This window comes from Streptomyces sp. ID05-39B (assembly GCF_033794725.1).
GTDB classification, from domain to species: domain Bacteria; phylum Actinomycetota; class Actinomycetes; order Streptomycetales; family Streptomycetaceae; genus Streptomyces; species Streptomyces bobili.
Genome location: NZ_JARGEF010000095.1, coordinates 1 through 12,427 on the forward strand (window position 1 = coordinate 1; position 12,427 = coordinate 12,427).

Annotated in this window: 13 protein-coding genes and 1 pseudogene; 7 read left to right on the forward strand and 7 right to left on the reverse strand. The window is 69.8% G+C overall.

The features are described 5' to 3' along the window. Positions 1–191: 191 nt before the first annotated feature. Positions 192–1,022, forward strand: a complete 831-nt coding sequence (locus tag P1P75_RS21055; protein ID WP_319257602.1) for an endonuclease/exonuclease/phosphatase family protein — start codon at positions 192–194, stop codon at positions 1,020–1,022. 14 nt (positions 1,023–1,036) lie between these two features. Here P1P75_RS21055 and P1P75_RS21060 read toward each other — a convergent pair whose 3' ends face one another. Further along, positions 1,037–1,684: a dihydrofolate reductase family protein gene (locus P1P75_RS21060; RefSeq protein WP_319257604.1), complete on the reverse strand. Its 648-nt coding sequence runs from the start codon at positions 1,682–1,684 to the stop codon at positions 1,037–1,039. Between the two features lie 102 nt (positions 1,685–1,786). Further along, a complete protein-coding gene (locus tag P1P75_RS21065) occupies positions 1,787–2,881 on the reverse strand; it encodes a PP2C family protein-serine/threonine phosphatase (RefSeq protein ID WP_319257606.1) in 1,095 nt (364 codons plus the stop codon). Positions 2,882–2,967: 86 nt separating this feature from the next. Here P1P75_RS21065 and P1P75_RS21070 point away from each other — a divergent pair, with 86 nt between their 5' ends. The 5 genes from P1P75_RS21070 to P1P75_RS21090 all read left to right on the forward strand — a co-directional run bounded on the left by P1P75_RS21070 (position 2,968) and on the right by P1P75_RS21090 (position 6,406). After that, entirely contained in the window at positions 2,968–3,279 is a 312-nt protein-coding gene (locus tag P1P75_RS21070) for a hypothetical protein (RefSeq protein WP_319257608.1), read from the forward strand. A 338-nt stretch (positions 3,280–3,617) separates the two neighbouring features. After that, positions 3,618–3,821 (forward strand): cold-shock protein, encoded by a 204-nt coding sequence (locus tag P1P75_RS21075; RefSeq protein ID WP_045556499.1) that lies wholly within the window; start codon positions 3,618–3,620, stop codon positions 3,819–3,821. Between the two features lie 324 nt (positions 3,822–4,145). Then, the gene (locus P1P75_RS21080) at positions 4,146–5,609 is read left to right on the forward strand and encodes a DEAD/DEAH box helicase (RefSeq protein ID WP_319257610.1); all 1,464 of its coding nucleotides are present in this window, start codon (positions 4,146–4,148) and stop codon (positions 5,607–5,609) included. 45 nt (positions 5,610–5,654) lie between these two features. Further along, complete coding sequence (locus P1P75_RS21085) at positions 5,655–6,053, forward strand: hypothetical protein (RefSeq protein ID WP_319257612.1); 399 nt, start codon at positions 5,655–5,657, stop codon at positions 6,051–6,053. A 50-nt stretch (positions 6,054–6,103) separates the two neighbouring features. Further along, positions 6,104–6,406 carry an SCO5918 family protein gene (locus P1P75_RS21090; RefSeq protein ID WP_319257614.1) on the forward strand — a complete coding sequence of 101 codons (303 nt, stop codon included), beginning with the start codon at positions 6,104–6,106 and terminating at the stop codon, positions 6,404–6,406. 775 nt (positions 6,407–7,181) lie between these two features. Here the strand turns inward: P1P75_RS21090 and P1P75_RS21095 are convergent. The 4 genes and pseudogenes from P1P75_RS21095 to P1P75_RS21110 all read right to left on the reverse strand — a co-directional run. Next, positions 7,182–7,616, reverse strand: a pseudogene (locus P1P75_RS21095) (hypothetical protein); the annotation flags it as partial. 261 nt (positions 7,617–7,877) lie between these two features. Further along, positions 7,878–8,873, reverse strand: coding sequence for an aminoglycoside phosphotransferase family protein (locus tag P1P75_RS21100; RefSeq protein ID WP_319257615.1), 996 nt, complete (start codon positions 8,871–8,873; stop codon positions 7,878–7,880). Positions 8,874–8,951: 78 nt separating this feature from the next. Continuing rightward, a complete protein-coding gene (locus tag P1P75_RS21105) occupies positions 8,952–9,479 on the reverse strand; it encodes a CGNR zinc finger domain-containing protein (RefSeq protein ID WP_319257617.1) in 528 nt (175 codons plus the stop codon). A 351-nt stretch (positions 9,480–9,830) separates the two neighbouring features. Continuing rightward, positions 9,831–10,553 carry a TetR/AcrR family transcriptional regulator gene (locus tag P1P75_RS21110; protein WP_319257619.1) on the reverse strand — a complete coding sequence of 241 codons (723 nt, stop codon included), beginning with the start codon at positions 10,551–10,553 and terminating at the stop codon, positions 9,831–9,833. Between the two features lie 120 nt (positions 10,554–10,673). On the opposite strand from P1P75_RS21110, the gene P1P75_RS21115 reads away from it, so the two are divergent. Further along, the gene (locus P1P75_RS21115) at positions 10,674–11,897 is read left to right on the forward strand and encodes a saccharopine dehydrogenase C-terminal domain-containing protein (protein WP_319257621.1); all 1,224 of its coding nucleotides are present in this window, start codon (positions 10,674–10,676) and stop codon (positions 11,895–11,897) included. A 352-nt stretch (positions 11,898–12,249) separates the two neighbouring features. Here the strand turns inward: P1P75_RS21115 and P1P75_RS21120 are convergent, their stop codons facing one another. Beyond that, the gene (locus tag P1P75_RS21120) at positions 12,250–12,426 is read right to left on the reverse strand and encodes a hypothetical protein (protein ID WP_319257623.1); all 177 of its coding nucleotides are present in this window, start codon (positions 12,424–12,426) and stop codon (positions 12,250–12,252) included. Position 12,427: the final 1 nt, after the last annotated feature.

Sequence of the window (12,427 nt, forward strand, 5' to 3'; positions counted from 1 at the left end):
CACCGCCCGTGCGCCCTCCGGGCCGTTTTCTGACCGACCCTCCCGCGCAACCCGCCCCGGCCGACGAGCCCGGCGTGCCCCACCCCCTGAAGGCCCTGGTCCAGGCCACACGCGCGTGTCGCTCACAGCTGAGTCCCGTAACCTCATGCCTGCGGACGTCAGTTGCCGTACGCATTCACCCTCGGGAGGCGATGGTGTTCGGAAAGGGCACGCCGTTGCTCGCGGGCGCCGTGATCGCGGCCTGCGTGGTGCTCCTCGGTCCCAGTGCACCGGGAGACGCTCTCTTCGGCAGGTCACAGCCCGTCGACGCCGTCAAGGACGTCGTACCGAACCGGGTCATGACGTGGAACCTCTGCAACCCCTGCGAGACGAGTGACGTCGACCGGGCGGCGGAGATCGCCAGGTACGCGCCCCAGGTCGTCGGTTTCCAGGAAGCCTGCGTGCGCGACGTCGAGAGCATCCGGGATCACCTGGAGAACCTCCACGGGCTGGTCTACCACGTCGAGTACGGGAGCGTTCTGCAGAACTGGGGCCGCTGCGGGGGAGCGCCCTGGAGCCCGGGAGCCTACGGCCAGGCCCTGCTCTCGGCGGCACCGATGACCGACCGCGTCAACGTGGAATACCCCGACGGCGGATCCGAGGACCGCGGCTACATGGCGGTCACCACCATGGTGGGCGGCCGGTCCGTCCGGGTCTTCAACACCCACCTCGCCGAACGACGTCAGGAAGCGGTCCGGGCGAAGCAGACCGGCGTACTCGCCGCAGCGGTCGCCCGCCACGACCGTGCCATCGTGATCGGCGATTTCAACGCGACGCCGGACGCTCCCGAACTGGCCCCGATGTGGGAACTGGCCGCGGACGCGGACCCCCAGTGCCATCCGGCGCCCGGAAGCTGCGAGACGACCACCGACTGGCAGAGCAAGTTCGACTACGTCTTCCTGCGGGACGTCGCCCGGCTCGGCCACCGCGTGCAGCACAGCCCGTACTCGGACCACGACCTGCTGCTCGCCGACGTGGGCTGACCCTGGGAGGGGGCTCAGCGACCCGCACGGGTGAACGTCACATGAGTGACTCCGCTGGGCGAGGAGACGGCCTCGACCTCGTAGTCCTTCTCAAGGCTCTCCAGGCCGTCCCAGAGACGTACGCCCCGGCCGAGCAGGATCGGGACCACCACGACGTGCATGTGGTCGATGAGCCCGGCGGCGAGGAAGTCGCGGATCGTGGTGGGCCCCCCACCGATACGTACGTCCTGGCCGCCCGCGGCCTCGCGGGCCGTCCGGAGCGCCTCGGCAGGGGAGGTGTCGAGGAAGTGGAACGTCGTGCCGCCCTCCATCTCGATCGAGGGCCGGGGGTGATGGGTGAGGACGAAGGCCGGTGTGTGGAAGGGCGGGTTGGCACCCCACCACCCCCTCCACTCCGGGTCCCCGTGCCAGCCGGGGTGGCCGAACTTTCCCGCGCCCATGATCTCGGCACCGATGCCGGGCGTGAACTGCCGCACGTAGGCGTCGTCGAGGCCGCTGGTCCCGCCGGGCCGGTCGGTCATCTCGTGCCACCACCGGGTGGCGAACATCCACTCGTGCAACCGTTCGCCGGCGTGGCCGAACGGCGCGTCGAGGCTCTGACCCTCACCGGTGGCGAAGCCGTCGAGCGAGAGGGAGAAGTTGTGCACGCGGGCGAGTGACATGGCGGGCGAGTCCTTTCCTCCTGTGGGCCGAGCTTCCTCGGATCCACTCGGTCATGCGCTGATGATGGCTGTCAGGGGGCTTCGTGCCCAGGGTCCCTGGAGTCAGGTGTGTCGGCAGCGCACGGCGAGGGCGGCGATGTCGTCGTCCAGTCTTCCGCCGCTGTAGCGGAACAGGTCCGTGTGGAGATGGTCCAGCAGTTCACGGGGAGGCGCCATGCCGTGTCGCAGCATCCAGTCCGGCAGGGGGAAGAACTCGCCGGCGCGGTCGCGGGTCTCCGTGACGCCGTCGGTGTAGATCAGCATCTGGTCGCCGGGGGCGAAGGCGACGGTGTCGACGTGGTAGTGGTCCCCGAGAAGTGCCGCGAGGTTGAGGGGCGTGGAGGCATGCCTGGGTTCCAGCACCTGGATCCGCCCGTTCCGTACGAACACCGGCGGCGGATGCCCGCAGTTGAGGATCTTGACGTGTTCGCCGCCGTGCGGGATCTCGGCGATCAGGGCGGTGGCGAACTGCTCCGGCTGATCGTCGGCGGGAATCGCGACGCTGTACCGGGTCATGGTGATCTGCAGACGGCGGATGAGCCCCGTCAGGTCCGGCTGGTCGTACGCGTTCTCCCTGAAGCAGTTGGTCACGGCCGCGGCCGCCCCCACCGCTGACAGGCCCTTGCCGCGCACGTCACCGATCAGCAGGCGCACTCCGTACGGCGTGTCGGCCGCCTCGTAGAAGTCACCTCCGATCCGGGCCTGCTCCTGGGCCGCCAGGTAGAGCGACTCGATGTCGACGTCCTGGATACGGCGCGGCAGCGGGCGCAGCAGCACCGTCTGGGCGACGTCCGCGACGAGCCGGACCTGGTAGAGCGTCTCTTCTCGCCGGAGCCGCAGGTGGCTCGCGTACGCGGCGGCGAGGGTGACGGCGGCGATGGCGCCGGCCGTGTAGGGCGTCCCCAGATCCGAGTGGAAGAGGCTGACGCCGACCATGACCAGAAGGCAGAACGCCCCCAGCAGGACCGTCGGCAGCACGGGCCACATCGCGGCCGCGAGGGCGGGCGCCGCGGGGAGAAGGCGGCTGAAGGCGATCTCCCTCGGAGTGGAGGCTGCCAGGCCGGTGATGAGGAGGGTGACGAGGACCGGCGACAGCAGCACGATCTGCCGCTGTCCGCCGCTGCGACGGTGGTGGCGCCGGTGCTGCCCTGACCTCATCACAAAATGGATCTTATCGGGATTAAGTGCGCGGCGGTGCGGTCCGCCACTCTCGGGCCCTCCGCGGCCGGCAGTCGTCGGTGCGGGTGGCGAGGGCTCTTCTTCGTCCTGGGGAGACCGCGCTGCAGACGCACATACCCCAGGCCGCCCTGTCCCGCGTCAGTTCTTACGACTACCTGCTGTCGGCAGGACTCATGCGGCTCGGCCTGGTGCTCGCCGGCCCGGTGTCCGAGTCCCTCGGCGTGCGGCCCACCGTGTACGCCATGACGATCGTCGCGGTGCCCACCGCCCTGGCGCTGCTGTGCGTGCCGGCCGTACGACGCCTCCCGGCGCATTCCTCGGACACCCGGAGTGACACCGGCGGCGTCCGGGCCGCCGTCGAGGCCGGCCCGTCCTGATACGCCGTGCGGCCAATGTGCCGGCCGAACTCGCGCCGGACATTGTGCTTCGAGTGAATGGATATCTGTAGCCGTGAGGTGAGAGTTTTGCCGACCATGCGGTGAGAGATTTTGTCGCGACAGGCGGAGTGGAATTGCTCGACGGGCACAGGCCGTTCCGGCGTGCTACTGTCGTTCTCAGTTGCAGTTGTGGTTCCCAAAACTTCAAGTGCCCTCACCCGTTCGTTCGGGTGGGAGCACTTTTGTGTGCCGGTTGTTTTTCAGGCGGGGTAATCATTGCGGCGACACGGCGTCCGCGCAGTGCGGATTCCGATGCATTGCCCCAAAGGAGATATGACATGGCTGCTGGTACCGTGAAGTGGTTCAACGCGGAAAAGGGCTTCGGCTTCATCGAGCAGGACGGTGGCGGTCCGGACGTGTTCGCCCACTACTCGAACATCGCCGCGCAGGGCTTCCGTGAGCTGCTCGAGGGCCAGAAGGTTACCTTCGACATCGCGCAGGGCCAGAAGGGCCCGACGGCCGAGAACATCGTTCCGGCCTGACGCACGTTCTGCAGCTGGGGCCCGCACCCTTCGGGGTGCGGGCCCCAGCTGCACCCGTCTTCCCGCGGCGGTCACCCCCGCGGGCCGACTCGGCCGAATCCGGGGCGTACCTTCGCGGCTCCGCCCTCCCGGACGCGGAAGCATCCCGAATCGCTGCACCGCAGTCGACGCGCTGCCTTTACGTCCCATTCAGGTATCTGAGCCCGCGTGTTTTCCCGCCGGCCGGATTGCTCTCTCTTACTACGGTCCATACTTGTAATTCTCCATGCCGCTCATAGCTGCGGGAATTCCTTGATATGCGTGCCGCATCGAGGAAGGTTCCGCATGAACCGCACATACACGAACGACCGCTCGGCCCGCACGCGCAACGGCGGCGCCGCCGCCGGAAGGGGCGGCAGTCGCTTCGACTCGCAGGCACCGCGCCGTTCCGGCGGGTACGGCCGCCGGCCCGCCGCACCGCAGGGTGAGTTCGCTCTCCCCAAGACGATCACTCCCGCGCTGCCCGCCGTCGACGGATTCGCCGACCTCGCCATGCCTGAGCAACTACTGGCCGAACTCGGCAGGCAGGGTGTGACCGCCCCGTTCCCGATCCAGGGCGCGACGCTGCCGAACAGCCTCGCGGGCCGTGACGTCCTCGGCCGCGGACGCACCGGTTCGGGCAAGACCCTCGCCTTCGGCCTCGCCCTGCTCGCCCGCACCGCCGGACAGCGTGCCGAGCCCCGCCAGCCGCTGGGGCTGATCCTCGTACCGACGCGCGAACTGGCGCAGCAGGTGACCGACGCGCTCACCCCGTACGCCCGCTCGGTCAGGCTGCGGCTGGCCACGGTCGTGGGCGGGATGTCGATCGGCAAGCAGGCCGGTGCGCTGCGAGGCGGGGCCGAGGTCGTCGTCGCGACCCCGGGACGGCTCAAGGACCTCATCGACCGTGGTGACTGCCGGCTGAACCACGTGGGCATCACGGTGCTGGATGAGGCCGACCAGATGGCCGACATGGGCTTCATGCCGCAGGTCACCGCGCTGCTCGACCAGGTGCGTCCGGAAGGGCAGCGGATGCTGTTCTCCGCCACCCTGGACCGCAACGTCGACCTGCTGGTACGCCGCTATCTGACCGACCCGGTCGTGCACTCGGTCGACCCGTCGGCCGGCGCGGTGACCACGATGGAGCACCACGTACTGCACGTCCACGGCGCCGACAAGCACGCCGCCACGACCGAGATCGCCGCCCGTGACGGCCGCGTGATCATGTTCCTGGACACCAAGCACGCCGTCGACCGGCTCACCCAGGACCTGCTCAACAGCGGAGTCCGGGCCGCCGCGCTGCACGGCGGCAAGTCGCAGCCGCAGCGCACCCGCACGCTGGCCCAGTTCAAGACGGGGCACGTCAGCGTGCTGGTGGCCACCAACGTCGCGGCGCGCGGCATCCACGTCGACAACCTCGACCTGGTCGTCAACGTCGATCCGCCGACCGACCACAAGGACTACCTCCACCGCGGAGGCCGTACGGCCCGCGCCGGCGAGTCCGGCAGCGTCGTCACCCTTGTCACCCCCAGCCAGCGTCGCGGCATGGCCCGCCTCATGTCGGACGCGGGAATCCAGCCGCAGACCACCCAGGTCCGCTCGGGTGACGAAGCCCTGAGCAGGATCACCGGGGCACAGACCCCCTCCGGCATCCCGGTCGTCATCACCGCACCGGTGTCCGAGCGCCCCAGGCGCGGTGCCTCCTCCCGAGGCCGGCGCCGCCCCTCCTCGGGGACCCGGCGCACGCCCGTCTCGGGCGCGGCGGCCTGAACCCGCGTGACCTCGAAGCCGACCCATCTCCGCAGGAGGCACCTTTTGACGCTGGTTCAGACACAGCCCCGCCCGACGAGCACCGGCCTTCCGCACGGGACGGTGGTCGACGTCCTGGGCACGGCGGAACCGCAGGTCTGTGACGACATGAGCGTCGAGGTGGCGCTTGCCGTCATGACCGCCGCACGCACGAGCCGACTGGTCGTCTGCGACCAGGACAGCCAGAGCACCGGTCTGGTCACCCACGCCGAACTCGCCGCCGTCCGCGACAGTTCCACCTACACGGACCGCGTCCGTCTGCGTGACATCCTCGGCGACCACGGCGTTCTCACCTCGGCCGCGAGCACTGCGGCCCTACACACGACGCGTGCACCTCGGCCCGGTGCCCTGCCGGTGGCCTACGGACAAGGCGGCGCCCAGGGCGACCTCGCCCTCTCCCGCTGAACCGCCTCACCTCTGGTCGGCCCCTTCCCCCCTTCTCACTGCGAGGCCCCATGCGCTGCGTCATCGCCCGCTTCCCCTTCGAACTCACCAAGAACGGTGTGCTGGAATCGATGAAGGGCGTCAAGCCCGAAGCGAACACCGGAGAAACGGTGATCATCGGCCGCCGCCACTACCCCGTCAAGCAGGTCGGCCAGGTCATCACGCGCCAGGACCGCCGTGACTTCAGCGCCGCCGAAGTCCTCCGGGCCATGGCCCGCCTCGGCTTCACCTGCCGCACTCTCCCCGCATCCGCATCCGTGCCCAACGCGCTCCAGCAGGCGTCCGCGATGCTCGGCACCCCCGTCACCGCCTGAGCGGCAGCGGCCCGTTGTGCTCCCGTCGGCGGGGCAGGCCCGCCCGGCCGTGACCGAGATGGCGCAGTGGTGTGACGAGATGGGTTTGGGAGCGTTCGGGTGGTCCGTCGCCGGTCGTGCAACTGGAGACCGGGCGGGCCACCTCCTGGACACCAAGCGAACGCCGAACGCTGGAGGTTGTATGCAGGAGTGGACGTACTCACCGACCGCCGTGACGATGCCTCAGCTGATTCTCGACCCCTACCGCTGTGGCTTCGACGCGCAGACGGCGCTGAACGGCGCGGAGACGGGAGGGCAGTGGGGGGACGAGGACTGGCGCGTACCGTCCCAGACGCGGACCGGGGAGGAAGTACCGCAGGCTGCCCCCGACCTGGGCCCGCGACCGCCGCAGGCGATGGCTCCGGCCGACCGCCGACGCCTGGAACTGCACGCGGCACTCGTGCGAGCGGGACTCGCGCCCGCGCCCGGGGATCTGCACGCCGTGGAAGCGCTGAGCACCCTGGACGACACCGTCAACGATGCCGTCCGACGCTGGATCGGCGCGTACTGAGCCCTGCCGGGCAGCGAGTCGAACAGGCAGCAGCCGGGGCGGCACGACCTCCGTCCTGTGGGCCGGCCGGACCTCGCCACCGCCGTGGACATCGCGGACGCGGACACCGACCGCGGAGCGCAGCCTGGTGCCGTGGGCCCAGTACCGTGCCGCCGCGGCTGTCTCCGCCGTCCGGCGCCTGTCGGGGGCGGAGCACCACGGGGCCGGCACGGGACGGGCGGTGGCTGTGCTGCGTGGGCGGTTGTGTGTGAAGACGGCGAGGCGCAGCACCGCGAATCGTGCGACCCCGGCGAGGGCGGAGGCGGACAGATAGACCGCCTGCTGGAGCATGGTGCCGGGCGCGGCCACCAGTTGATGCAGAACGAGCATGGCCACGCACGTCATCGCGTACGCGGCCGCCGCGGACCCTGCCGACTGGGCATGCTGGCGCCGGGTCGCGGGCCTGCCCACGCCGAAGGTGAAGCGGGCGTGCAACTCGGTGGCCAGGAGCGTGGAGGCCACGGTGATCAGGGCGTTGGCCAGGAGCCAGGGAATCCACGCGGCGAGGGCTGCCACGGCGAAGCCGGAGGTGATGCCCACCCCGCCGCCGAGGAGCGCGAAGCGGGCGAAGGCGGTGACGGCGCCGGGAGGCGACTGCTGCCGGCTCTGTGGTGCATCCATGATCCCGCCCCCCGATGACGCCGTTCCGGTGTTTCCTGTGCCGGAAACGCTACGTTGCGTTCATGGGGGTGCGCAAAGCATTTGTTGCGCGGAATCGTTTAATTTGCAGGTAGAAGCAGTGAAATCGTTGCAATGGATTGGCGGTAACGCAATGAAGTGAGGAGCGGATCATTGCAATGAACTGAGAGTGAACGCTATCGCGGAGGCGGCCACGGCCCAGGGCGGCCGTGCGGGGCGCGCGACCGGGCTCCGGCGTCCGGTTCACCTCAGGGCGCGCAGTTCGGCTGTCCGCGCGTCGAGGTAGTCGCGGCAGAAGGCCACGTGATCCGCGTCTTCGTAGCCGCGGGGCCCGCACTCGGTCACGAGCAGCAGGCCGAGGTAGAGCCCGTAGAGCGCCAGGCGGTGGCGGAACGCGGGCCCCGAGCCGAACCGGCCGCCGGCCTCCGTGTAGCCCGCGACGAGTGCGCTGTCCGGGCCGGTCTCGCCTCCGAACGCCAGGGAGATCAGCTCGGCGGCCGGATCGCCCCAGAACGCCCGCTCGTGGTCGATGAGCCCCGTGACCCGGGCGGCGGATCCGTCGTCGGCCATGCGGACGAAGATGTTCCCGGGCCACAGGTCGAAGTGGACCAGGCAGGGTTCGGTGACCTCGTCGAGCGCGTACCCGCCCTCCGCCACCAGAGCGCGCACCTCGCCGGGAGTGACGCCCAGTGCGGAGTTCCAGCGGGCGGCGTCCTCCAGCATGGCCTCGACCATGGCGGTGAACGCTGTCCCCCAGTCGGTGGCGGACAGTGCCGACTCCGCTGCCGGGTAGCCGAACCGGCCGTCCCTGGGGGTCAGTCGGTGCAGACCCGCGACGATCCGGCCCAGCTCGCGGCGCAGCAGCGAGTCACTCGCGGGGGCGATCTTGTCCGCGAGTCTGTCCCAAGGGGTGCCGTCCAGCGTGGAGATGACGAGGAAACCGTCTCCGGCGTGCAGGAGTTCGGGCATGGGCACGCCGCAGTCGGGGGAGGCCGCGGCGAGTCGGTAGACCATGGCCTCGGTCGCCATGATGCCTCGCTCGTAGCGCAGCACCGGCACGTCGTGGTGAGGGGCGAGCTTCACGACGGCGGGGCGGCCGTCGTCGAGCAGGACCCGGTACGCCGTGTTGAACCAGCCGTCGGTCAGCTCTGCTTCGACCCGGCATCCGATGCCCGTCGACGCGCGGAGCAGCGCGTCGAGTTGGGCCGGGGCCAGCTGGCGCTTGGTGTTGCTCTGCATGGCGTCTCCTTCCGTGATGGGGAGCGCTGTCATGATGCCCGCCCCCGGCATCGCCGACAACTGTCCGATCACCTCGGGTCAGGGCTTCGGGTACGACTGCCGGGAACGGTGTCGCATCACGGCTTCGGTGTTTCCGCAGCGTGCTGTGCAATATCGACGCCGTCCGTTCCTGGAGGTGTCCACATACGCTCGGGAGCACGCGGAACGCGTGCATCGCCCCAGCCGTGATCCCCCCTCCCAGCACAGCACGAAGGCCAGGCCGCCGGCGGTGACGGCCTTGACCCGGGAGAGGACGTCAGCCGAGTCCGGAACGAAGTGAAGATGGGGCTGCAGACCGTCGTGGGTGGTCACCCAGGGACGGATGGTCGCCTCCACCAGAAGCGCGTTCACGGCTGTGCACTGCTCAGCCGAATCCTGTGGATCGAACACTCGCGCCAGCTGATCCCTCCAGCGCCCAAAGCCCTCCACTTCGGCAACCATGACCTTTGGGCGACGGATCTCGTGTGCCTCGAGCAGGGATTGAACGCCCGCCGCAGTCAGCTCGGGGAGATTGATCAGATCGGCGGACAGCACCGCCCCGAGGCGGCCGTAATGATTCTGCTGCACATGACCTTCTCGGGCGTTATGAGACCCCACGTTCCGCGGACCGGCTTTCCTGACTCTTTCCCCGTACCTGGATCAGCTGAAAGTCGGAGCGGGTGACGAGCCATCCACCGGTGGCGCACCACAGGTACCGCACCATTCCCTCGGACGTGAAGTGTTCTGATACCGGTCGGCAGGTTCCGCAGGAGAGGCCACAGGAGGGGCACCACCACGATCCACGCCGCACATCTGCGATTCGGGCCATGTCCGCCAGCCTGCGGTCACTGGTCAAACACATTCAACCATTACACGGCCACCGCACCGGCCCGGCCACCGGGCCGGTGCGGTGACCGGGCCCCGGGTCTCCCTCCTCCGCTACCGGCGGGCGGCCTGCTGTCGCACGGCGGTCAGCTGTGCCTCCGCCCTGTGGAGGAGCGTGTCCAGCACGATCGGGTAGGCGCTCAGGTTCATCCGGTCCGCCAGCAGGTGTGCTGTGGCGGCGATGTGCGGATGCGTCTCGGAGGGCAGACGGGCGTAGGTGGAGGTCCACATGTTCTCGTCCGCCTGCCTGGCCTCGTCCTTGACGGCCAGAGCGCCCGCGTCCAGGGCGGCGAAGGCCAGAGCCAGGTCGATGAACGCGTGGTACAGGCCGACAGCATCCGCGTCACCGAAGCCGGCGCCGCGAAGGATGCCGAGGATCGTCTCGTCCACCTCGATCTCCCGGGGACGGCCGGTGACGCGGCTGGCGGTCAGCAGGGCGGCCTGCGGGTGCGCGAGGTAGGAGGTGTGGATGGCCAGGCCGAGAGAGCGCAGGTCGGCACGCCATTTCCCGGTGGCTGTCCAGCTGTCGAGGGCGCGCCCCATGAGTTCCTCGCCGATGGCCCGGGTCAGGTCGTCCAGGCCGGCGAAGTACCGGTAGAGGGTGCTCGGGTCGGCGCCGAGGGCGGCACCGAGCCGGCGTGCGGTCAGACCGGCACTCCCGTGCTCGCGCAGCATCCGCAGCGCCGTCGCCACGATCAGCTTCTCCGACAGCACGGTGCCGCGGCGGGTCGGCCGTCGCCTGAGCCGTTCCGTCTCCGCAACCACCTTCTTGGGCATCGCGCCCTCCCTGAGGTCTCCTTATGCCAACGCCGTAGACCTTAACCGTCGGGATCGTGTTGCATCGAAGCAGTCCTGTGGGCGTTCGCCGGGACTGTCTCGATGAGAACGGTGTGTGAGATGCGTGTACTCCTCGTAGGGGCGGGCGGCGTCGGAACCGCCGCCACCCGTATCGCGGCCCGCCGTGACTTTCTGACCCACATGGTCGTCGCCGATTACGACCTGGCCCGCGCCGAGGCGGCCGTGACCGCGCTCGGCGACCAGGAGCGCCGGTTCAGCGCGCACCGCGTGGACGCCTCCGACGAGGCGGCGGTTCGTCGGCTCCTCGCCGAGGAAGGCTGCGACGTACTGCTGAACGCGACCGACCCGCGGTTCGTTATGCCGCTGTTCAACGCGGCACTCGGCGCCGGCGTGCACTACGTCGACATGGCGATGTCGCTGTCCGTAGCGCACCCGACCGCCCCTTACGAACAGTGCGGGGTGAAGCTCGGCGACGAGCAGTTCGCGCTGGCGAAGGCATGGGAGAGCGCAGGCCGTCTGGCTCTGGTCGGCATGGGCGTGGAGCCGGGCCTGTCGGACGTGTTCGCCCGCTACGCGGCCGATGAACTCTTCGACGAGATCGACGAACTCGGCGTCCGCGACGGCGCGAACCTCACCGTCGAGGGCTACGACTTCGCGCCCTCCTTCAGCATATGGACCACGATCGAGGAGTGCCTCAACCCACCCGTCGTCTACGAAAAGGGCCGCGGCTGGTTCACCACCGCGCCCTTCAGCGAGCCGGAGGTCTTCGACTTCCCCGAAGGCATCGGCCCGGTGGAGTGCGTGAACGTCGAACACGAGGAGGTGCTCCTGATGCCCCGCTGGGTGGACGCCCGCCGCGTGACGTTCAAGTACGGCCTCGGCGACGACTTCATCGCCAAGCTCAAGACCCTTCACGCGCTGGGGCTCGACTCCACGGCGAAGGTCACCGTCCCGGGCGCGGACGGGCCGGTCCGGGTCTCCCCACGGGACGTCGTGGCCGCGTGTCTGCCCGACCCGGCCACGCTGGGCGACCGCATGAAGGGCAAGACCTGCGCGGGCACCTGGGTCAGGGGAACCAAGGACGGTGTCGCGCGTGAGGTGTACCTCTACCACGTCGTCGACAATGAATGGACGATGCGCGAGTACGGCTCCCAGGCCGTCGTCTGGCAGACCGCCATCAACCCCGTGATCGCACTCGAACTGATCGCCAACGGTCAATGGCAGGCGAGCGGTGTCCTCGGCCCCGAGGCGCTGCCACCCCGGCCGTTCCTCGACCTGCTCGGCGCGTACGGGGCTCCGTGGGGGCTGCGCGAGGAGCGCTGACCCGCGCGTTCCGCAGGCCGGGCAAGGTGGCAACTGCGCGGTGAGCACCCGACCCTGGGCTCCGGCGGGCAGGCCCCTGGCGGGCCTGGCCGGTGCCGGCCGGGGAGCCCTGGTCGCACCGATCGGCGGGATGCCGTGGGGTCAACGGGTGCACGGGTGCACGGGTGATGGCGGGATCCCGAACGGGAACACGTCTACATCTGCGCGAGCCTCACCGACAGCTGGGGGACCCGTTACAGGGCGAGCGGCAAAACGGTCTGGGCCGCCGTCGGCCTCCCACAGCCGCAGACCGACCGGCGAGGCGGCTGACACGACGCACACATCCCCTGAGCCGTACCTTCCGGCGCCGGTGTCACGAGGGATCCGTCCAGCCGCTCCGCACGGCGTGGGCGCCGGGCTGCATCCGGGTGCGGACTCCGGCCATGTCCAGGAGATGGCGCAGGCGCCGGCGCAGCGTGCGGGGTGACAGACCGATCTGGGTCGCGGTCGTCAGGTCCGTCGGACCGGCCAGGAGCAGCGCGAGGATCACG